The 20,104-nt window shown below is 71.5% G+C and carries 20 protein-coding genes; 9 read left to right on the top strand and 11 right to left on the bottom strand.

Annotated elements, in window-relative coordinates; translation table 11 throughout:
- Positions 1 to 10 precede the first annotated feature (10 nt).
- From BLQ50_RS11225 to BLQ50_RS11215, 3 genes are read left to right on the top strand one after another with little or no spacing between them, the layout of a single operon-like run.
- A complete protein-coding gene (locus BLQ50_RS11225) occupies positions 11 to 790 on the top strand; it encodes a helix-turn-helix transcriptional regulator (protein ID WP_217629156.1) in 780 nt (259 codons plus the stop codon).
- Positions 787 to 1,974, top strand: a complete 1,188-nt coding sequence (locus BLQ50_RS11220; protein WP_217629155.1) for a hypothetical protein — start codon at positions 787 to 789, stop codon at positions 1,972 to 1,974. Before BLQ50_RS11225 ends, BLQ50_RS11220 begins: the two co-directional genes overlap by 4 nt.
- Positions 1,971 to 4,778, top strand: coding sequence for a multicopper oxidase domain-containing protein (locus tag BLQ50_RS11215; protein WP_245701121.1), 2,808 nt, complete (start codon positions 1,971 to 1,973; stop codon positions 4,776 to 4,778). The genes BLQ50_RS11220 and BLQ50_RS11215 overlap by 4 nt, the downstream gene beginning before the upstream one ends.
- Positions 4,779 to 4,879: 101 nt before the next feature.
- Here BLQ50_RS11215 and BLQ50_RS11210 read toward each other — a convergent pair whose 3' ends face one another.
- The gene (locus BLQ50_RS11210; protein ID WP_093183714.1) at positions 4,880 to 5,641 is read right to left on the bottom strand and encodes an isoprenyl transferase; all 762 of its coding nucleotides are present in this window, start codon (positions 5,639 to 5,641) and stop codon (positions 4,880 to 4,882) included.
- A gap of 175 nt (positions 5,642 to 5,816) precedes the next feature.
- Here BLQ50_RS11210 and trhA point away from each other — a divergent pair, with 175 nt between their 5' ends.
- Positions 5,817 to 6,605, top strand: coding sequence for a PAQR family membrane homeostasis protein TrhA (gene trhA / locus BLQ50_RS11205; protein ID WP_093183712.1), 789 nt, complete (start codon positions 5,817 to 5,819; stop codon positions 6,603 to 6,605).
- Positions 6,606 to 6,834: 229 nt separating this feature from the next.
- On the opposite strand, the gene BLQ50_RS11200 is transcribed toward trhA, so the two are convergent.
- Genes BLQ50_RS11200 through mca form a run of 3 tightly spaced genes read right to left on the bottom strand, consistent with a single transcriptional unit; the run spans position 6,835 to position 8,964 of the window.
- Positions 6,835 to 7,701: a nitrilase-related carbon-nitrogen hydrolase gene (locus tag BLQ50_RS11200; RefSeq protein ID WP_093183710.1), complete on the bottom strand. Its 867-nt coding sequence runs from the start codon at positions 7,699 to 7,701 to the stop codon at positions 6,835 to 6,837.
- Position 7,702: 1 nt separating this feature from the next.
- A complete protein-coding gene (locus tag BLQ50_RS11195) occupies positions 7,703 to 8,101 on the bottom strand; it encodes a hypothetical protein (RefSeq protein WP_093183709.1) in 399 nt (132 codons plus the stop codon).
- Positions 8,098 to 8,964 carry a mycothiol conjugate amidase Mca gene (mca, locus tag BLQ50_RS11190; RefSeq protein ID WP_175559112.1) on the bottom strand — a complete coding sequence of 289 codons (867 nt, stop codon included), beginning with the start codon at positions 8,962 to 8,964 and terminating at the stop codon, positions 8,098 to 8,100. Before mca ends, BLQ50_RS11195 begins: the two co-directional genes overlap by 4 nt.
- Before the next feature lie 184 nt (positions 8,965 to 9,148).
- On the opposite strand from mca, the gene BLQ50_RS11185 reads away from it, so the two are divergent.
- Both BLQ50_RS11185 and greA read left to right on the top strand, forming a co-directional pair.
- Entirely contained in the window at positions 9,149 to 9,595 is a 447-nt protein-coding gene (locus BLQ50_RS11185) for a DUF4307 domain-containing protein (RefSeq protein ID WP_093183706.1), read from the top strand.
- Positions 9,596 to 9,884: 289 nt separating this feature from the next.
- Complete coding sequence (gene greA / locus BLQ50_RS11180; protein WP_093183704.1) at positions 9,885 to 10,367, top strand: transcription elongation factor GreA; 483 nt, start codon at positions 9,885 to 9,887, stop codon at positions 10,365 to 10,367.
- A 145-nt stretch (positions 10,368 to 10,512) separates the two neighbouring features.
- Here the strand turns inward: greA and ilvA are convergent, their stop codons facing one another.
- Together ilvA and BLQ50_RS11170 are read right to left on the bottom strand one after the other, a co-directional pair.
- Positions 10,513 to 11,754, bottom strand: coding sequence for a threonine ammonia-lyase (gene ilvA / locus BLQ50_RS11175; RefSeq protein ID WP_245701119.1), 1,242 nt, complete (start codon positions 11,752 to 11,754; stop codon positions 10,513 to 10,515).
- Complete coding sequence (locus tag BLQ50_RS11170; protein WP_093183703.1) at positions 11,754 to 13,121, bottom strand: AI-2E family transporter; 1,368 nt, start codon at positions 13,119 to 13,121, stop codon at positions 11,754 to 11,756. Before BLQ50_RS11170 ends, ilvA begins: the two co-directional genes overlap by 1 nt.
- 181 nt (positions 13,122 to 13,302) lie before the next feature.
- On the opposite strand from BLQ50_RS11170, the gene msrA reads away from it, so the two are divergent.
- Together msrA and BLQ50_RS11160 are read left to right on the top strand one after the other, a co-directional pair.
- A complete protein-coding gene (gene msrA, locus BLQ50_RS11165; RefSeq protein WP_093183701.1) occupies positions 13,303 to 13,974 on the top strand; it encodes a peptide-methionine (S)-S-oxide reductase MsrA in 672 nt (223 codons plus the stop codon).
- A 67-nt stretch (positions 13,975 to 14,041) separates the two neighbouring features.
- A complete protein-coding gene (locus BLQ50_RS11160) occupies positions 14,042 to 14,455 on the top strand; it encodes a VOC family protein (RefSeq protein ID WP_093183699.1) in 414 nt (137 codons plus the stop codon).
- Positions 14,456 to 14,488: 33 nt separating this feature from the next.
- Here BLQ50_RS11160 and BLQ50_RS11155 read toward each other — a convergent pair whose 3' ends face one another.
- Positions 14,489 to 15,388 carry a LysR substrate-binding domain-containing protein gene (locus BLQ50_RS11155; RefSeq protein WP_245701118.1) on the bottom strand — a complete coding sequence of 300 codons (900 nt, stop codon included), beginning with the start codon at positions 15,386 to 15,388 and terminating at the stop codon, positions 14,489 to 14,491.
- A gap of 40 nt (positions 15,389 to 15,428) precedes the next feature.
- On the opposite strand from BLQ50_RS11155, the gene BLQ50_RS11150 reads away from it, so the two are divergent.
- The gene (locus BLQ50_RS11150) at positions 15,429 to 15,854 is read left to right on the top strand and encodes a DUF5997 family protein (RefSeq protein ID WP_093183697.1); all 426 of its coding nucleotides are present in this window, start codon (positions 15,429 to 15,431) and stop codon (positions 15,852 to 15,854) included.
- A 98-nt stretch (positions 15,855 to 15,952) separates the two neighbouring features.
- On the opposite strand, the gene BLQ50_RS11145 is transcribed toward BLQ50_RS11150, so the two are convergent.
- From BLQ50_RS11145 to BLQ50_RS11130, 4 genes are all read right to left on the bottom strand, one after another.
- A complete protein-coding gene (locus tag BLQ50_RS11145) occupies positions 15,953 to 16,351 on the bottom strand; it encodes an Rdx family protein (RefSeq protein ID WP_245701117.1) in 399 nt (132 codons plus the stop codon).
- Positions 16,348 to 17,562, bottom strand: a complete 1,215-nt coding sequence (locus tag BLQ50_RS11140) for a cystathionine gamma-synthase (RefSeq protein ID WP_093183696.1) — start codon at positions 17,560 to 17,562, stop codon at positions 16,348 to 16,350. The genes BLQ50_RS11145 and BLQ50_RS11140 overlap by 4 nt, the downstream gene beginning before the upstream one ends.
- 118 nt (positions 17,563 to 17,680) lie before the next feature.
- Positions 17,681 to 19,078, bottom strand: coding sequence for a cystathionine beta-synthase (locus BLQ50_RS11135; protein ID WP_093183694.1), 1,398 nt, complete (start codon positions 19,076 to 19,078; stop codon positions 17,681 to 17,683).
- Between the two features lie 19 nt (positions 19,079 to 19,097).
- The gene (locus BLQ50_RS11130) at positions 19,098 to 20,063 is read right to left on the bottom strand and encodes a hypothetical protein (protein WP_139185805.1); all 966 of its coding nucleotides are present in this window, start codon (positions 20,061 to 20,063) and stop codon (positions 19,098 to 19,100) included.
- Between the last annotated feature and the right edge of the window lie 41 nt (positions 20,064 to 20,104).

The raw sequence follows: 20,104 nt of genomic DNA, 5'->3' as shown, positions 1-20,104 counted from the left end.
ACTGGAAACCGTGAAAATCATTCGGAACGGCACCGAGGCGCAGTACGGCCCCCGGCCCACACCTGCCGGGCACCGCCGCAGGCGGCTGACCCCCGCCCAGTCGGCGATCCTGGACCACCTGGTCGACCAGCCCGAGCCGTGCACCGTGACCGCGCTCGCCGAGATGATGCACCAGCACCCCAACACCGTCCGCGAGCACCTCGACGCCCTCGTGGCCGCCAGCGCCGCGACCCGGACCCCAGCGCCCACGACCGGGCGGGGCCGGCCAGCCTGGCTCTACGAGGCCACGATCGAGGCCCGGCTCAGCGAGGACGCGCAGGAGTACGCCAGTCTGGCCGCGGCCCTCGCCGGGCACATCGCCCGCACCAGCGCGAACCCGGCCGCCGACGCCGACGCCGCCGGCATGGAGTGGGGACGGGACCTCATCCGCACCGCGATGGCGTCCGGCGACATGGACGAAGACATGGACGACATGGGCGGCGTCGCCGGCGACGGCGACCACCGCGCCGATGACCCCGCCGCCGAGCTCTGTGCCCGACGCCGCGTCGTCACCCTCCTCGACGAGCTCGGCTTCTCCCCCGAGGCCGACGACGACGCGACGGTCATCCGCCTGCGCCGCTGCCCGCTGCTCGCCGCCGCCCACCTGCACCCCGAGGTCGTCTGCGGGGTGCACCTCGGCCTCGCCCAGGGCGCCCTGGCCGAGCTCGGCGCCGCCTCCGAGGGCCTCACGCTCCTCCCCTTCGCCGAACGCGGCGCGTGCCGGCTGCACCTCACGGCAGTCCCGGAGTGATCCGCCGCCTGGTGTTCCTGCTGCCCGCGGGGCTCGCCATGCTCGCCGGCCTGGATGCGGCACTGCTGCTGCTCGGCCTGCCCGCGCCGTTGACCACGGACCGCCTGCCCGACGTCCACGGGATGCTCCTCGTCCTCGGTTTCGTCGGGACGGTCATCGCCCTCGAGCGCTCCGTGGCGCTGCGCTCGAGGGCCGGCTTCGCGGCCCCAGCGCTGCTCGGGATCGGTGCGCTCGTGCTGCTCAGCCCCGCACCGCTGCGCGTCGGCCAGTTCCTCCTGGTCGCCGGCTGCGCTGCCCTGGTCGGCATCTACGTCCCGCTCTTTCGCCGCTCCTACGACGATTCGGTCATGATCCAGGCCCTCGGCGCGGTCCTCGCCCTCGGCGGAGCCCTGCTGTGGACGGCCGGGGTACCCATGCCCGACGTCCTGCCGTGGCTGGCCGGCTTCATCGTCGCCACGATCATCGGCGAGCGCCTCGAGCTGGCCCGCGTGATCCGCCTCGCCCCGCGCACGGTCAACCAGCTCCTCGCCCTCGTCGTGGCACTCATGGCGTCGGTCACCGCGACCCTGCTGTGGCCGGGCCCCGGCTACGCGCTGCTCGGCGCGACCATCCTGGCCCTGGTCGCCTGGCTCGCCGTGCACGACGTCGCGCGGCGCACCATCCGCTCGACCGGGCTGCCGCGATTCATGGCCGGCTGCCTGCTCGCCGGATACGCCTGGCTCGCGGTGGCCGGCGGGGTATGGCTGCTGCACGGGCGGACCAGCGAGGGCTTCGCCTACGACGCAGTGATCCACTCCGTCTTCCTCGGCTTCACGCTGTCGATGATCTTCGCCCACGCCCCGGTCATCCTGCCCGCGGTCCTGCGAGTCCGGTTGCCTTACCACCCTGTGATGATCGTCCCCGCCGCGCTGCTGCACGCCTCCCTGGCCCTGCGGGTCCTGGTCGGCGACGCCCGGCAGATCGAGTGGGCGCGGCAGGTCGGCGGCGTCCTCAACATCACGGCACTGCTGCTGTTCGTCGTGATCACCGTGGCGTCGATCGTCGTCGCCTCCCGGAGGAGCCCGGCCGCGTCGAGCGCCCGACGGCCGACCACGACACCCGACTCCACGGCCCCAGACTCCACGAGCCCAGCCGCGCCCATCACCTCCCCCACCGCCCCCACATCCCGAACGGTGGCCCCGTGACCGCGCCCCGCCCGTCCACACCCCGCCCTTCCACGCCGCGCCCCGCCTCGATCGGCCTCCGCCCGACCAGCCCGCCGCCAACCGGCTCCCGCACCGCGTGGCACCTGCGCGCCAACCTGCCGACCGCGTTCTGGCTGCTCGCCACGTTCGCCGTCGCGCTCGGGCACCGCTTCGTGCCCGAGGGCGGCTGGCTGCTCGTACACATGTTGTTGCTCGGGGCGGTGACCAACGCGATCCTCGTGTGGTCGGCGCACTTCGCCGACGCGCTCCTGCACCGCCCGGTCACAGTCGCCTCCCGGCGCTGGCAGGTGGCCCGGATCGCGCTCCTCAACGCGGGGATCGTTGTCGTCATCGCCGGGGTGCTCACCGCCACGTGGCAGGTCACCGCGGTCGGCGCGACGGGGGTCGGCGCGGCCGTGGCCGCGCACGGTGCAGTTCTCGGCCTGCAGTCGCGGCGGGCACTTCCCTCCCGCTTCACGTCGACCATCACGTACTACGTCACCGCGTGCATGCTGCTGCCGGTCGGCGCGGCCCTCGGGGCGCTGCTCTCAGCCGGCCTGGACGACCGCTGGCACAACCGCGTCGTCTTCGCGCACGTCACGCTCAACCTGCTGGGCTTCGTGGGCCTGACCGTCACGGGCACCCTCATGACGCTGTGGCCGACCATCCTGCGGACCAAGATCGCCGACGGCGCCGAGCGCGCAGCCCGTCGCGGACTCGTCGTGCTCCTCGTGTCCCTGTCCGTCCTGCTCGTCGGCGCGCTCACCGGCCAGCGGCTGATCGCCGGCGCGGGGGTCCTCGGCTACGCGGCCGGGCTCGTCACGATCTGCGTCCCGCTGGTCGCCGTCGCCCGCGTCAAGCCCCCGACGTCCTACGCCGCGTGGTCCGTGGCCGCCGGCGTGACGTGGCTGCTGGGGTCCCTGCTCACCCTCGTGGTCATCGCCGCGATCGGTCCCACCTGGTCCGACGCCGCGGCGCACGTCGGCCTGGTGACCTCCGCTCTGGTCGCCGGTTTCGCCGCGCAGGTGCTCCTCGGGGCACTGTCCTACCTGCTGCCGGTCGTCCTGGGCGGCGGCCCCGGTGCCGTGCGCGCGACGTCGGCCGCGATGGACCGCGCCGCGCCCATTCGGCTGATCCTCATCAATGGCGGCCTGGCGCTCTGCGTGCTGCCGGTGCCGAGCCTCGTGCGGGTGCTCGCCTCGATGCTCGTGCTCGTGGGCTTCGCGTTCTTCGTCGGCTGCGTCGTGAGCATCCTGCGGCTGCACCGCGCGCGGTCGAGGGCCGGGACAGCCTCCCCCGCCCTGGTCTCGGCCACGACTCCGGCGGAGCGGGTAGCCGCCGCGGCCGCAGCGCCGCCACCCGCCCGCCGCACCGGCCTCGTCGGGGTCGCTATCGGTGCCCTCGTGCTGGCCGTCGTCGCCGGGGTCAGCCTCGACCCGGCCGCCCTCGGCATCGGGAAGTCCGCCGCGGGCGCCGTCGCCGCCACCGGGGAGACCACAACCGTCCAGGTCGAGGCTCGGGACATGCGGTTCTTCCCCGACTCGGTCGACGTCCCGGTCGGCAACACCCTGATCATCGAGTTGACGAACGTCGACACCCAGGTCCACGACCTGGCCCTGGACACCGGGGCGACGAGCGGCCGGCTGTCCCCGGGGGCGACTGCGCGGATCGAGGCGGGGGTCATCGGGCGCACGGTCGACGGCTGGTGCACCGTGATCGGCCACCGGCAGATGGGCATGGTCTTCACCGTGAACGTCGTCGGCGCGGACGGCCAGCCCCTCGCGGAAGGCGACGGGGCCGCGGAGGGCGGCGCGGCGTCGGGCACGGGGGACGGTATGGATGGCGAGATGGACCACTCGACGATGCCCGGCGGGGAGGCCGCGGCGAGCGCCGCGGACGACCTCGACTTCATGCGCAAGCCCGCCGCCGACTTCCGCGCCCGCGACGCCGCGCTCGCGCCGGCCCGCGCAGACGGGGGCGATCCCAGCAGCCCCGCGACGCACGCGATCACCCTCACGGTCTCCGAGACGGTGACCGAGGTGGCGCCCGGCGTCACCCAGAAGCTGTGGACCTTTGGCGGCACCGCGCCGGGGCCGACGCTGCACGGCAAGATCGGCGACACCTTCGACGTGACACTGGTCAATGACGGGACGATCGGGCACTCGATCGACTTCCACGCCGGGGCGCTCGCGCCCGACCAGCCGATGCGGACCATCGCGCCGGGTGAGTCGCTGACGTACCGGTTCACTGCGACGCGTGCCGGGATCTGGATGTATCACTGCTCGACCATGCCGATGAGCGCGCACATCGCCAACGGGATGTTCGGTGCGGTGATCATCGACCCGGAGGGGCTGGCTCCGGTGGACCGGGAGTACGTGCTTGTGCAGTCGGAGTTCTATCTCGGGCCCCAGGGCGGGGAGGTCGACACGGCGAAGATCGCCGCCGAGACGCCCGACATCGTGGCCTTCAACGGCTACGCCAACCAGTACGACGTCGACCCGCTCACCGCGCGGGTCGGCGAGCGGGTGCGGGTCTGGGTGCTGGCGGCCGGGCCGAGCCGCGGCACGTCGTTCCACGTGGTCGGCGGGCAGTTCGACACGGTGTTCCTCGAGGGCGCCTACACGCTGCAGCCTGGCACGCCTAGCGCGGTCGCGGGCGGCGGGGCGCAGGCCCTCGGCCTGACCACGGCGCAGGGCGGCTTCGTCGAGCTCGAGTTCGGTGAGGCGGGGACATACCCCTTCGTCAGCCACTCCATGGTCGACGCCGAACGCGGCGCCCACGGCCTCCTCAAGGTCACCGACTAACCCGCCCACCATCGGCCCGCCCGCCCACCTGCCCGCCTGCCCGCCCAACAATCGCTGAGTGCTGGGGGCGGGGGGTCGGGGTGGGGGTGGGGTGGGTGCAGTCAGCGGCCGAGGCGACGTTCTCGGGCGGCGTAGGAGCGCAGCGCGCGCAGGTAGTCGACGCGACGGAACTCCGGCCAGTGCGCCTCGCAGAAGTAGAACTCCGAGTGGGCGCTCTGCCACAGCAGGAACCCGCCCAGGCGCTGCTCGCCCGACGTGCGGATGACCAGCTCGGGGTCGGGCTGGCCCTTGGTGTAGAGGTGCTCGGCAATGTTGTCGACGTCGATGCTCTCGGCGATCTCGGCGATCGTGGCGCCCGCCTGGGCGCGCTCACGCAGGAAGTCGCGCACGGCGTCGGCGATCTCGTGGCGCCCGCCGTAGCCGATCGCGACGTTGACCTGCAGGCCGTCGATCTCCTCGGTCTCGGCCTGCGCGGCGCGCAGCGTGTCCGCGAACTTCTCCGGCAGCAGATCCAGCCGCCCGACGACGCGCAGCCGCCACCGCTTGCTCGCGGCCAGGCTGCACACGGCATCCTCGATGATCGCGAGCAGGGCCTCGAGCTCCTCGGCGGCGCGGGAGAGGTTGTCGGTGGACAGCATCCACAACGTCACCACCTCGATCCCCAGATCTTCACTCCACCCGAGGAATTCCTCGATCTTGTCCGCGCCGCGGCGATGGCCGTGCGCGGCGGGCTCCCCGAAGGACTTCGCCCAGCGCCGGTTGCCGTCGAGGATGACACCGACGTGGCGCGGGAACGACTGGTGCGCAAGCGAGGCCGCGAGGCGCTTCTCATAGAGCCCGTAGAGCAGGTGGGGCATTCGCACGCGCGTTCCTCCGATGATCAGTGCAGAGAGTCACACGGTACCGGAGCGCGGCCCCGCGCGTGAAAGGATCAGATGAGCCGATCTTCACCGGTCCCACTGGCTACTGACCAGTAACCTACGTCGGCGTAGGTTACTGTCGTTCCTGACTCAGGAACCATACGACGAGGAGCTCTCCATGGCCACGACCTCACCGGCCGACATGCCCGACTCCTCGCCGGTCACGCCGCCGGTCACGCCGCCGGACGCCGCGCCGGGCACCGCGCCGGACGCCGCGCCGGACGCCGCGCCGGAGACGATCGACGAGGTCGCCGACGCCGGGCTGGTCCGCCGGAGCGAGAAGCCTCGTCTGCGCGGCTGGGTGCACGCGGTGACCTTCCCGATCGCGCTCGTGGCGGGCATCATCCTCGTCGCCATGGCCCCGCCGGTCGCCGGGAAGGTCTCCACGGCTGTCTTCGGGCTGAGCGCGATCCTGCTGTTCGGGACGAGCGCGGTCTACCACCTCGGGACCTGGTCGCCGCGGACGGCCGCGGCGCTGCGCCGGGCCGACCACTCCAACATCTTCCTCATCATCGCCGGCACGTACACCCCGCTGGCGGTGCTGATGCTGCCCAAGAGCATGGCGACGGTGCTGCTGATCATCGTCTGGGTCGGCGCCCTGCTCGGGCTCGCTGCCCGGATCATCTGGCTGGGCGCCCCGCGCTGGGTGTACGTCCCGATCTACCTCGCCCTGGGCTGGGTCGCGGTCGGATACATGCCGCAGTTCTGGACCTACGGCAGCCCGACGATCGTCTGGCTCATCTCGATCGGCGGCCTCGCCTACACGGTCGGCGCCGTGATCTACGCGCTCAAGCGCCCCAACCCGGTCCCGGGCTGGTTCGGCTTCCACGAGATCTTCCACGTGCTCACGGTCATCGGCTTCGGCTGCCACTACGCAGCCATCATGCTCGCCGCGACCGCCGCCTAAAGCTCCGCGACCGACCACCGGCCCACTCCACCGGCCCCGCTCGACCACCCAGCCCTGCGCGCCGCCCGCCCTGCTCCGCCACCCGCCCTGCGCCGCCGTCGACAGGTGCGCAAACTCCGCCCTGCTCTTGGCGAATTCAGGGCGGAATTTGCGCACCTATCGATGGGGATGGGCGAGTGGGCGGGTTGGGGTGGTCAGACGGGTGGGAGGCCCGACCGTGGGGAGTCAGTCAGTCAGTCGGAGTGAGCGGAGCCGTCGGCGCTGTCGGGACGGGGACGACGGTGTAGCGGCGGTTGGCCAGGGACGGGTTGCGGTCGCGCTCGGCCGCGATGCCGGCCGCGTCGATGTCTGCGCTGGTCACGGCTGCGGCGTCGGCCAGTTCGATTGCGACCGAGCCGTCCGGACCGACCAGGAGCGAGTGCCCGCTGACCCCCTTGCCGGCCTGCCCGACGGCGAGCACGGCGCACGTGTTCTCGATCGCCCGGGCGCGGGCCAGCACCCTCCACTGGTCGACCTTCCCGGGCCCTGCAGCCCAGGCCGCCGGGACGACGAGGACCTGCGCACCGGCGTCGACCAGGCGCCTGGCGCTCTCGGGGAAGCGCAGGTCGTAGCACGTCATGATGCCGACGGCGAGGTCGCCGACGGTGACCACGAGCGGCGGTGCGGCCGGGTCACCGGGCTCGAGCCGGTCGGACTCGCGGTGGCCGAAGGCGTCGTAGAGGTGAACCTTGCGGTACGCCCCCACGACCTCTCCCCCGCGCACCACGACGACGATGTTGCTCGCCCGGGGCGCGGCGGCCGCTCGGTCCGGACCAGGGTCGGCCCCGTGCGCAGCCCCCTCCGGGAACGTGACCATCCCCGCGACGATCGTCACGCCGGTCTCCGCCGACTGCTCGCGGAGCAGCTGGACGAACGGCCCCGCGAGGGACTCGGCGTGCTCGATGCCCACCCCGCGCGGGTCGTAGCCGCTCGCGTACTCGGGGAGCACGAGCAGGTCCGCCGAGACCAGGGCCGCCTCCGCGCAGGCCTGGCGCACCACGACGACATTCGCGCTGTGGTCCGCGCTCACCTCGAGCTGGGCGATCGTGACGCGCACCTTAGACGCCGTCGGCTACCGGATGGGTCCCGCCGGATCCATCAGCTCCGCCAGACCCCGACCCGCCAGACCCAGACCCGCCCGACCCAACAGACCCGCCCGACGTCTCCGTCCCGTCGCCGAAGGTCGCCGACGCGGTCGTCTCGACGCCCGCGCGGTGGTTGACCTTGCGCAGCTTCTTCGTCATGGAGAGCATGAGGAAGATCGCCGCGACCGCGACCACGAAGATCGCGAGGAACCCGCCCAGCCCCGGGGAGACGTCGCTGACCTCGAGGTCGGGTCGCATGGTGGGGACCCCGGAGGGTTCGGTCGTGCTCACCGGCTCGGGAGTGGCGTCGTCGGCCAGGTGCAGCGCGGCGGCCACCCCAGGGTCGGCGAAGACCAGTGTGGTGATAGTCATGCGCTGAGCCCCTCGTTCCCGGTGATGCCCGCGAACAAGTCGTCCTCGGGCGTGGTCGTCGCTACCCGCGACTCGGCGAGCTCGTACTCCTCGACCGGCCACATCTCGATCTCGAGGTCGCGCGGGATGGCGAAGAAGAAGCCGTCGGGGTCGATCTGTGTGGCGTGTGCGCGCAGTGCGCCGTCGCGCGCGTCGAAGTAGTCCGAGCAGGCGATCCGGGTAGTCACCTCGCGCTCGGGGATCTCCCGGGCGGCCCGTGACTCGACCCAGTCGCCGAAGGGCGACTCGAGGCCGGCGTCGAGCATGGCCTGGTGCATGCTGCGGATGCGGTTCATCGAGAAGTCGTGGTTGTAGTAGAGCTTGAGCGGCTCCCAGGGCTGCCCGCGGTCGCGGTAGCGGTCGCTGTCCCCGGCTGCGTGAAAGGCTTCCTTCGCGACCCGGTGGGTCATGATGTGGTCCGGGTGCGGGTATCCACCGGTCGGGTCGTAGGTGGTGATCACGTGCGGGCGGAAGTCGCGGACGAGCTCCACGAGAGGCGCGGCGGCCTCCTCTAGGGGGACCAGCGCGAAGCAACCCGGCGGGAGCGGCGGCAGCGGGTCACCCTCCGGAAGCCCGGAGTCGACGAAGCCCAGCCAACGGTGCTGCACACCCAGGGCCTGCGCGGCCTCGGCCATCTCGACCGTGCGCACCTGGCGCATCTCGTCGAGGTCGGTGATGTCACGGCCGTAGCTGGGGTTGAGGATGCTGCCCCGTTCCCCGCCTGTGCAGCTCACGACGAGCACCTCGACGCCCTCGGCGCTGTAGCGCGCGGTAGTCGCCGCGCCCTTGCTCGACTCATCGTCCGGGTGGGCATGCACGGCCATGAGCCGCAACGGCGTAGTAGTCACGCGTCCTCCAAGGGATCTTGCTGAGTGCGCCAGGCCCCGCGCGGCCAGCGATTTCGGCAACGCGGCGATCATGACAATAATCGACTACAGCCAATGATCCCCCAGAAGACCGCCAGGTCTGCACTCTGGTGGACTGGAACCCGCCGGAAAGGCGTTCGCCGTGCCCGAGCAGCTCGACCCCAGCCACGACTCAAGCCACGACCCCGAGTCGACCACCCCTCACGATCTCGGGACGCGGTACACCACCGCGCCGAACCCGCGCGCCCGCCGCCTCAAGTTCGCCGGGTCCGTCGCCGGCATCGCCGTCATGGTCGCCATCGCCGCGTACCTGTCCTTCGGCAACACTGCCAGCAGCGTGCGCGGTCAGGAGTTCGGGTTCTCGGTCAAGGGTCCCGAGGCGATCGACATCACCTTCGACGTCGCCAAGCCCAAGGACGCGACCGTCATCTGCACGCTCAACGCCCTGAACACCAACTATGCCCAGGTGGGGACGAAGGACGTCACGATCGGCCCGTCCGATGTCGGGGAGGCCCGATACACCACGCAGATCGCCACGACCGAGCTCGCCGTGACCGCGGTGATCGAGAGCTGCACGCTCGTCGACTGACCTCTCCGGCCGCGTCTGGCCCTGGTGGCACCGCCATTGCTACACTGACCTATTCAGACGCTGACCCGGTGGGCGATCTGGCGGTGCACCTTCGCCAGTTCCCAGCACGTCCCGGCACGAGCACTGAGGCCGGGGGCAGTGCCGAGGCGTACCCAGTACGCAATCGGCCCCATTCTCGCGCTGACGTGCGCCGATCGACAGGGCCCCGCGCGAGAAGACACCACACACCCGATTCACTACGGACACATTCAGCGTGTCTTATGGTTCTTAGGTAAGGAAGGAGCGACCTGTGACCGAGACGAACGTCACCTGGCTGACCCAGGAGGCACACGACCGACTCCAGGCCGAGCTGGCGCACCTCACGGGGAAGGGCCGCGACGAGATCATCGACCGCATCGCGAGAGCTCGCGACGAGGGCGACCTCAAGGAGAACGGCGGCTACCACGCCGCCCGCGAGGAGCAGGGCAAGAGCGAGGCCCGGATCAAGGAGCTCACGGCGAAGCTGCGCACGGTCCGGATCGGCTCGCCTCAGGACGACGGCGTCGTCGAGCCCGGCATGGTCGTCACGGCCCTCGTCGGCGGCGACGAGATGGTCTTCCTGCTCGGCTCGCGTGAGATCGCCGACACGGCAGACATCGACGTCTACTCCGACCGATCTCCGCTCGGCGCCGCGATCCTCGGCAAGAAGGTCGGCGAGAAGGCGAGCTTCTCCGCGCCCAACGGCAAGCAGATCGAGGTCGAGGTCACGAACGCCAAGCCCTACGAGGGCTGAGCGCGGACGACGTCCACGCATGCACGACGGCGGGGCCGCACCGGATGATCCGGTGCGGCCCCGCCGTCGTCCACCAGCACCCTGCCCGACGACGCAGCAACGGCCTCCGCGCGCACCGCACCCGGGCGCACCACCCGCGCCGCCGCTACTCGCTGAGGTTGTAGCCCTCGGCCCGCAGGTGGTCGAGCAGCGCCGCGCAGTGCTCGGGGCCCTTCGTCTCGACCTGCATCGTGACCTCGACCTCGTCGATCGCGAGGTCGACCCCGGTCCGGACGTGGTCGACGTGCATGATGTTCCCGCCCGAGGACGCCAGGTCCTGGAGCAGGTCGGCGAGCGCACCGGGCCGGTCGACCAGGCGCACCCGGAGCTGGAGGTAGCGTCCCGCCGAGGCGAGGCCGTGCCGCACGACCCGCAGCAGCACGAGCGGGTCGATGTTCCCGCCGGAGAGCACGGCCACGACCGGGCCCTCGTACTCCCCCGGGTAGGCCATCAGCGCCGCGACCCCAGCGACCCCGGCCGGCTCGACGACAAGCTTCGCCCGCTCGGCGATGAACAGCAGGGCCCGGGAGAGATCCTCTTCGGTCACGGTCCGGATCTGGGCGCCGCCGTCCCGGATGATCTCGAAGGGCACCTTCCCCGGGGTGCTCACGGCGATGCCGTCGGCCATCGTGGACGCCGTGGTCGCCCTCGTGGGCACGCCCGCGGCGAGCGACCCGGGGTACCCGCCGGCCCGGGCCGACTGCACCCCGACGACCTTCACGTGCGGCGCGATCTCGGCCATCGCGGCCACGATCCCGGCCGCGAGCCCGCCCCCACCGACAGGCACGACGACAGTGCGCACGTCGGGCACCTGCTCGAGGATCTCCAGGGCGATCGTCCCCTGCCCCGCCACGATGTCCTCATGGTCGAAGGGGTGGATGAGGACCGCGCCGCTGCGCAGGGACTCCTCGTGCGCGGCGGCGAGCACGTCGTCGACCGTGGTGCCCACCAGGCGCACCTCGGCGCCGTACTCGCGGGTGGCCGCGATCTTGGGCAGGGCCGCATCGGTGGGCATGTAGACGACCGCGCGGATACCCAGCAGCCGCGCGCCGAGCGCAACGCCCTGCGCGTGGTTCCCGGCGCTGGCAGCGACGACCCCGCGGGCCTTGTCCTCCTCGCTCAGTCGAGCCATCCGCACGTAGGCCCCACGGAGCTTGAACGATCCCGAGCGCTGGAGGTTCTCGCACTTGAGGAACACCGGGGCGCCGACCACCGCGGCCAGTGCGCTCGAGCGCTCGACCGGGGTCACCGCGACGACGCCCTCGAGCAGGGCGGCCGCCTCACGGATCGCCTCGATCCCTACCCGAAGGCGCGGTCGGGGCATGGCGCTCTGATCGGCGTCGGCCATCATGAGTCGCCTTTCGTCGCCTGCGGCAGCTCGCCGGGCGCGTCGCCCACGAGGTGCTCGGCGCTCGTGATCATCACGGCCCGGCGACCGGCGGGTCGCAGGCTCATATGGTCGTCGAAGCCGAGCTCAGGGAACTTGTCGTGGCCGTGGAAGTACAGCACGACCGTGTTGAGGACGGCCGCGATCGGCACCGCGAAGAGGGCGCCGACAATTCCGGCGACAAGCGTTCCGCCGGTGACCACGAGCAGCACGGCGACGGGGTGCATCGACACGGCCTGACCCATGAGCCAGGGCTGGAGCACGTTGGACTCGATCTGCTGGACCAGCAGCACGACGCCGAGCATGATGAGCCCGGCGGGCCACCCGTTCGCGACCAGGGCGACCAGGACCGCCATCGCGCCGGTGAAGATCGCGCCGACGAAGGGGACGAACGACCCGATGAAGACGAGCACGGCGAGCGGCAGGGCGAGGGGGACCCCGAGGATCGCTGCTCCCGCGCCGATACCCACGGCGTCGATGAAGGCCACGAGGATCTGGGTACGGGCGTAGGAGGCGAGCGTGACCAGGCCACGCCGGCCGGCCTGATGGGTGCGTTCGCGGGTGTGCCGCGGGAGGAGACCAACCACCCAGCTCCAGATCCGGCGGCCGTCCATGAGGAAGAAGAGTGTGCAGAAGAGCGCGATGACCGCACCGGCGAGGACCTGGCCGACCGTGGTCGTGACGGACAGTGCACCGGAGAGCAACGTCCCGGTGTTCTTCTCGATCGCAGCGAGCGCGTCGTCGAGATACTTCTCGATCGTCGTGCTGTCCAGTCCCAAGGGTCCCGTGGAGAGCCAGTCGAGGCCCTGCTGCAGGCCCTCGGTGGCCTTGTCCCGGAGGTCGCTGAAGCCCTTGAGGATCTCGTTCCCGGCGATGAAGACGAGCCCACAGATCGCGGCGATCAGCCCGATCACGGACGTCGCGGCGGCGAGCCCGACCGCGAACCGCAGGCGTACCCGCAGGAACGTGGCGAGGGGTTGCAGCAGGACGGTCAGCAGCAGCGCGATCGCCACCGGGACGACGATGACCTTGAGGTAGGCGATGATCGAGAAGACCACCGCGAGCCCGAGGGCGATCGCGAGGAAGCGCCACGCCCAGGCCGCCGCGGACCGCACGCTGCCCGCTACGGCGTCGGCTCCGACCCGCGGCCTGGCCCCGGTCGCGGCGCCCAAGGTCTGTGAGGTCACCCGGAAGGCATGGCCGGTGGTCGACGGCTCGCCGGTCCCCTGGGGTTCGTCGGTGGCGGGGGTGGCGCTCGGCGCGCCCTCTCCTTCGCCCGGTGCGACGGCGTCGTGCGGGTCGGTGGTGCCTTGCGGATCGACGCCCATCAGGTGCGTTGCCCTTCGTCAGGAGTGTGCTGGCCGGGAAGGTGTGGCCTGGGTGCGCCGCGGCGGCATGCGCGCGCATCTGCAAGGCTACGACGGCGCGGGCCGGGGAACAGTCCGAACACTCCTGGTGTTTGCGATCATGGGGACAACTCCCCAAGACATTCACCACCGCGGAGGACTCATGTTCGGCTCCCTGTTCGGTTCGTCGCTCAAGACGACCATGGTCACCCCCGAGCGGGCGCTCTCCGGGCGACCCGCGCCGTCGTACACCGTGCCCGCGACCCACGCGGTGCTCCCGGCGCCGCTGGCCGGCCCGTGGCCGGAGGGCACCCGCGTCATCTACCTCGCCCTCGGCTGCTTCTGGGGTGCGGAGAAGGAGTTCTGGCAGCTGCCCGGCGTGGTCACGACCGCCGCCGGCTACCAGGGCGGCTTCACGCCCAACCCGACGTATGAGGAGGTGTGCACGGCGATGACCGGTCACACCGAGGCTGTCATGGTCGCCTACGACCCCGCGGTCGTCTCCGACGGGGAGATCCTGCGCCAATTCTGGGAGTCTCACGACCCCACGCAGGGCTTCCGCCAGGGCAACGACGTGGGCACCCAGTACCGCTCGGCGATCTACTGGACGACGCCGGAGCAGGAGTCCGCGGCCCGGCGCACCGCCGAAGACTTCGGGGCGAGCCTCGCCGCGCGCGGATTCGGGCAGGTCACCACGGACCTGCGGTCGGCCCAGGAGGCAGGCCCGTTCTACTACGCGGAGGGCTACCACCAGCAGTACCTCGCGAAGAACCCGAACGGCTACTGCCCCGTGCACTCGACCGGAGTCGCCTGCGTGGTGCCAGAGGGGGCGTGAGGCTGGCCTGACCAGCCCTCGCCGCCCCTGACGCGACGACCGGGCCAGGTGGGCCTAGCCTCGAAAGATGACTACTCACCCGATGATCTTCGTCAACCTCCCGATCGCCGACGTCGCCGCGTCACGGTCATTCTGGTCGACGCTGGGCTACTCCTTCAACGAGCAGTTCAGCGACGAGAACGCCCTGTGCCTGGTCTTCAGCGACTCGATCTTCGCCATGCTGCTCCAGCGTGACTTCTTCCAGTCGTTCACCGACAAGCCGGTGGTCGACGCGCGCACCTCGGCGCAGGTCCTCAACGGCCTCGCGATGACCAGCCGCGCCGAGGTCGACGCGCTCGTCGACGCCGCCGTCGCGGCGGGGGCGACCGAGCCGCGTCCGGCCCAGGACCAAGGCTTCATGTACGAGCGCGGCTTCAGCGACCTCGACGGTCACGACTGGGAGATCATGTGGATGGATCCCTCGGCCGTCGAGCCGACCTGAGCCGCACCTGCCGCGCGTGATCTGCGCGGCGACCTACCGGTTCCCGCGCTTACCCAGCCGCTTGCCGGTGAGCTTTCCGCCACGAGCGGCGGCCTTGCGCGCGCCTGCCGCCTTGCGGTCGGCGGCCTGACGAGCCAAGGCAGCCTTCTCCTCAGCCTTGGTCCGGACCTTGGGCGCTGACCCCTTCTTGCCCGACTCGGCCGCTGGCTCGGCGGCTGCGCTGCGACCCCGGGAGCTGTTCGCCGTGCGGCCTCGCACGATGCCGATGAACTCCTCGACCAGCTCGGTCATGTTCTCCTCGACCCAGGCGAAGCCGATCCGGGAAGACGGGGCTCCGGTCACCGGGCGATAGGTGAGGTCCTTGCGGTGGTGCGCCCGCGCGACCGACTGCGGCACGACGACCACGCCGATGCCCGCGGCCACGAGCTCGATCGCCGCGGCCGTCGTCGCTGGACGTTCGGCTGCGGGCCGCCCCGGAGTGGTGTCCCACTCGAGCAGGTCATCGAGGGGGTGCAGGAACACCTCGTCGGCAAGGTCGAGCACGCTCACCTCGTCGAAGGCCGCGATCGCGTGCTCGACGGGCACGACGACGACGGGGATCTCGGTGTAGAGGGGGATGACTCCCATGCCCTCCTGGTCGATCGGGAGGCGGAGCAGCCCGGCCTCCACATCTCCCGCGCGCAACGCGGCGCCGCGGTCCATGACGTCGACCGGAACCAGCTGGAGCGGCACGTCCGCGAGGCGTTCACGCCAGACGCCGACCCACTTCGCGGGAGTCACCCCGGGAGCGAAGGCCAGCCGGAACGGCGCGACGGAGGGTTCGGCGGGGCCGGCGGGGTCGTCGTGAGAAGCCTGGTCCACCGCGGTAGGAGTCGCGTCGGGAGTCGCGTCGGAGATTGCGTCGAGCGGGTCGTCCTGGGGGTCGTTGTGCACACAGTCAGGCTACCTGCCGAAAGATCGATACCCTTAGACCATGACGTCCCAGAAGACCCCCCAGACCATGAAGCCCGCCACTGCGGCCAAGAAGCTGGGCGTGTATCTGCCTGCGACACCCCAGGAGTTCCAGGAGACCGTGATCTCCCGCGAAGAACTGAACGTCTTGCAAGCCAGCCCGCCCGAGTGGCTCGTCGAGCTCCGCAAGAACGGACCGCACCCGCGGCCCACTGTCGCCGCCCGCCTCGGGGTCTCGATCGCCGGGCTGGCTCGCGGCGAGGTCAGCGAGGCCCTGACGACCGACGAGATCAACGAGATCCGCGACGACGAGCCGGACTGGCTGGTGCGCGAGCGCAAGGTTCAGCTTGAGGTCCTGGCCGAGGAGCAGCGCGTCCGCGAACGTGACGCCAAGCTCGCCGCCAAGGTCGAGCGCCGCGCCAACAACAGCGCCGCCGGTCGCTCCTGATCGCAGCACGCACGACCTAGCACGCACGAACGGCTGGCTCCCCATCGGGGGCCAGCCGTTCGTGCGTTCCGGCGAGCGCCGCTCTGAGCGGGAGCGTCTCAGACCTCGCTGGCTCCCGGCACGCTGGCCCCAGAAGCGCTCGTCACACCCGAGCCGCCGCCCGCGTCGGAGTGCCCGAGGCTGCGCCCGGGCGCGACGCGGTCCCGGACGAGCTGCTTGAGCACGGTGATCTCGGGGAAGCCGCCGTCGACCTTGCGGTTCCAGATGGTCTCGGAGCCGACGGCGATCCGGAACACCCCACCCGTGGCGGGCACGAGCGCCACCTCGGCAAGGTCGTCGGAGAACGTGGTGAGCAGCTCTTGCGCCATCCAGGCCGCCCGGAGCAACCACTTGCACTGTGTGCAATAGATGATCTGCACGCGTGCCTTGGGCGCAGGAGCCTCGACCGTCAGGCTGATCGCCTGCGCGACGGCGTCGACGTCGCCCGCGGCAGTCACCGGCCCAACGCCTGCTCGAGGTCGGCGAGCAGGTCCGCCACGTCCTCGATGCCGACCGAGACCCGCACGAGGTCGTCGGGCACCTCGAGCGCCGACCCGACGACCGAGGCGTGGGTCATCTTCGCGGGGTGCTCGATGAGCGACTCCACTCCCCCGAGCGACTCCGCGAGGGTGAACACCTTGGTGCGGGAGACGACGTCGAGCGCGCTCTCCAGGGACCCGGTGCGGAAGGAGATCATCCCCCCGAAGGCCGACATCTGCCGGGCCGCGAGCGCGTGCTGGGGATGGCTGGGCAGCCCCGGGTAGAGCACCGACTCCACGCGGGGGTGCGCCTCGAGGAACAGGGCGATCTCGCCGGCGTTCTGGGAGTGCCGCTCCATCCGCAGCCCGAGGGTCTTCAGGCCGCGCAGCGTGAGCCAGGCGTCGAAGGGACCGGCGATCGCGCCGGCGGCGTTCTGCAGGAAGCCGACCGCGTCGGCAAGGGTCTGGGAGCCGGTCGGGCCGGTCGCTCCCCCAGGCAGGACCGCGCCGACCGCCGTGACGACCGCGCCGCCGACGACGTCGGAGTGCCCGCCGATGTACTTCGTCGTGGAGTGCACCACGACGTCCGCGCCGAGGGTCAGCGGGCGCTGCAGGGCGGGGGTGGCGAAGGTGTTGTCGACGATGAGCAGCGCCCCGGCGGTGTGCGCGACGTCGGCCAGCGCGGGGATGTCGCTCACCCCGAGGAGGGGGTTGGACGGCGTCTCGACCCACACCGCGGCCGTCTGGCCGGGGCGGATCGCGGCTGCGACGGCGGCCGGGTCGGAGGTGTTCACGGGGGTGAAGTCGACGCCCCAGGCGCCCAGCACCTTCGACACGAGGCGGTACGTGCCGCCGTAGGCGTCGTCAGGGATGACCAGGTGTCCGCCGGGGCGCAGCACGGCGCGCAGCAGGGTGTCCTCGGCGGCCAAACCCGAGGAGAAGGCGAAGGCCCGAGACCCGAGCTCGACCGCGGCGAGCGCGTCCTCGAGTGCGGTGCGGGTGGGGTTGGCGGAGCGGGAGTACTCATACCCCCCGCGCAGGCCGCCGACGCCGTCCTGCTTGTACGTGGAGACCTGGTAGATCGGGGGGACGACGGCGCCCGTCGAGGCATCGGGATCCTGCCCGGCGTGGATGGCGCGGGTCGCAAATCCGGAGGTGGACCAGTCTGGGTGCTCGCTCGAGTTCGTCACCCGTCCAGGCTACCGCCGCCCGCCCGAATCGCTGAGTGCGTGAAGATGTACGCGACATGCCGGGGCAACACGTGTATTTTCACGCACTCAGCGGGTGGGGTGGGGGCGGGCTAGCGGACTAGCGGGCTAGGAAGCCGAGAAGGTCGTGGCGGGTGAGCACGCCGACCGGCAGGCCGCCGTCGATGACCATGACGGCGTCGTCGGACTGCAGGGCGACACGGACGGTGTCGACCGGCTCCCCCGCGCCGATGAGCGGCAGCCGTGCGGCCATGTGCTTGCCGACCGTGTCGGTGAGCGCGGCGGCGCCGGAGAACACGGCGTCGAGCAGCTCGCGTTCGCTGACCGACCCGGCCACCTCGCCGATGACCACGGGCGGCTCGGCGAGCACGACGGGGATCTGCGAGACGCCGAACTCCCGCAGGATCTCGATCGCGTCGCGGACCGTCTCAGTCGGGTGGGTGTGCACGAGGTCGGGCAGTCCGCCGGACTTGCCCCGCAGGATGTCGCCTGCGGTGACGCCCTGCTCGGCGCCGATGAACCCGTAGGACCGCATCCACGCGTCGGAGAAGATCTTGGACATGTACCCGCGCCCGGAGTCCGGGAGCAGCACGACGATGACCGCCGCCGCGGCGGCAACCGGGTCCTCCTCCTCGAGCCGGCGAGCCAGGCGCAGCGCGGCGACCACGGCCATCCCGCAGGAGCCGCCCACCAGCAGGCCCTCCTCGCGGGCCAGGCGCCGGGTCATGGTGAAGGAGTCCGCGTCTGAGACCGCGATGATCTCGTGCGGGACCGCGGGGTCGTAGGCGGCCGGCCAGAAGTCCTCTCCGACGCCCTCGACGAGGTAGGGACGCCCGGTCCCCCCGGAGTAGACCGAGCCTTCCGGGTCGGCGCCCACGACGTGGACCTCTCCGGTCGCGCGGTCGGCCGAGGCGTCCCGCAGGAACCGCCCGGTTCCGGTGATCGTGCCGCCGGTACCCACCCCGGCGACGAAGTGCGTCACGCGGCCGTCGGTGTCAGCCCAGATCTCGGGACCCGTGGTCTCGTAGTGGCTCGCCGGGCCGGCCGGGTTGGCGTACTGGTTCGGCTTCCAGGCTCCCTCGATCTCGGAGACCAGCCGGTCAGAGACGGAGTAGTAGGAGTCCGGGTGGTCGGGGGCGACCGAGGTCGGGGTGACCACGACCTCCGCGCCGTAGGCCTTGAGCACGTCGCGCTTGTCGACCGAGACCTTGTCGGGGCAGACGAACACGCAGTGGTAGCCCTTGCGCTGGGCCACCAGCGCCAGCCCGACACCGGTGTTCCCTGACGTCGGCTCGACGATCGTGCCGCCGGGGCGGAGCTCACCGCTCGCCTCGGCCGCCTCGATCATCTTCAGCGCGATGCGGTCCTTGACCGACCCGCCGGGGTTGACGTACTCGACCTTGGCCAGGATGGTCGCGGACAGGCCCGCGGTCACCACCCCCAGCTTGACCAGGGGGGTGTTGCCGACCAGCTCGCTGATGTGTTCCGCGTATCTCATGCCCCCACGGTATCCATCGTCACAGCCGCGGGACGACCGTGGGCCCGTCGCGGCCGATCGTCACGTCGAGCCGCAGGGCACCGGGCACCCCCTCCTGAATCACGAACATCACGTGGGTGTCACCCATCCGAGCGCCGGGGACCTCGACCACGCTGTACCGGCCAACGGACTTGAGGCGGTCCCTGAGCACGGCCCGGAAGTCCTCGGAGGACCGCACGGTCCCCTCCAGGGCGGAGACGTTCGCGCTGGACCCGTGCGTGAGTGCCCGGACGTAGCCGTGTACGGCGTTGCTGGGCGAGTCCTCGCCCAGGCCGCTGTCGAGCGCGGGCCTGCCTGCGTCGTCGTACAGCGGGAGGATCTCGGTGAGACGCACTCCGTCGAAGTAGGGGCCTTGGACGGCCGTGCCGTGGGCGTCGACTGCGCCGCCCACGGCCGAGGCCCAGGACACCGCGTACTCGGCCGAGGTGACCGCGTCCGGGCCGGTGGCGTAGCGGTAGGTCGTCTCGACCACGACGCGGGCTACCGGGTCGCCGACAGGGCTCGTGCCGACCACGTCGACGTCGGTGGCCTCGACGTCGACCGTGACCGGGCGCGGACCGGCGGAGGCGATGTCTTCGAGGTACGCCGCGTGGGCCTCGATGAGCGCCAAGGGCTGGCTCGCAAGGTTGAAGTGCCGCGAGAGCGCGTCCGGTGCCTCGTCGACGGTAGCGTCGGCCGACAGGAACGGCGCGACCTCCTCCGGGTCGTCGGCGAGGCCGACTGTCTTCACCGTGGGCTCGGCCGTGAACCGCTGCTCGAGCGCCGCCAGCATGAGCACCAACCGGTCGGCCTGCGCCTGGGCCTGGGCCTCGGATGGCGCGCCGGCGACCGGATCGAGTGGGAGCAGCGGCGCGGCCTCACCGCATCCGGCCAGGACCGTCGCCGCCATCGCGAGTGCGACGACCGTCGTCGCCACCCGCACAAATCCCCCCAGAGACGTGTTCACCGGTCCAGCCTGACCTATCGCACGCTCCGTGGCATCCCACC

Origin of the sequence: Sanguibacter gelidistatuariae (genome assembly GCF_900096585.1) — a bacterium.
GTDB lineage: Bacteria > Actinomycetota > Actinomycetes > Actinomycetales > Cellulomonadaceae > Sanguibacter > Sanguibacter gelidistatuariae.
This window is presented reverse-complemented; position numbering and strand designations above follow the sequence as displayed.

Excerpts from the sequence above, each read along its gene's own strand:
- trhA (WP_093183712.1), top strand. The coding sequence starts at position 5,817 with ATGGCCACGACCTCACCGGCCGACATGCCCGACTCCTCGCCGGTCACG.
- BLQ50_RS11195 (WP_093183709.1), bottom strand. The coding sequence starts at position 8,101 with ATGACTATCACCACACTGGTCTTCGCCGACCCTGGGGTGGCCGCCGCG.
- mca (WP_175559112.1), bottom strand. The coding sequence starts at position 8,964 with ATGGCCGTGCATGCCCACCCGGACGATGAGTCGAGCAAGGGCGCGGCG.
- ilvA (WP_245701119.1), bottom strand. The coding sequence starts at position 11,754 with ATGGCCGACGCCGATCAGAGCGCCATGCCCCGACCGCGCCTTCGGGTA.
- BLQ50_RS11170 (WP_093183703.1), bottom strand. The coding sequence starts at position 13,121 with ATGGGCGTCGATCCGCAAGGCACCACCGACCCGCACGACGCCGTCGCA.
- msrA (WP_093183701.1), top strand. The coding sequence starts at position 13,303 with ATGTTCGGCTCCCTGTTCGGTTCGTCGCTCAAGACGACCATGGTCACC.
- BLQ50_RS11160 (WP_093183699.1), top strand. The coding sequence starts at position 14,042 with ATGACTACTCACCCGATGATCTTCGTCAACCTCCCGATCGCCGACGTC.
- BLQ50_RS11150 (WP_093183697.1), top strand. The coding sequence starts at position 15,429 with ATGACGTCCCAGAAGACCCCCCAGACCATGAAGCCCGCCACTGCGGCC.
- BLQ50_RS11135 (WP_093183694.1), bottom strand. The coding sequence starts at position 19,078 with ATGAGATACGCGGAACACATCAGCGAGCTGGTCGGCAACACCCCCCTG.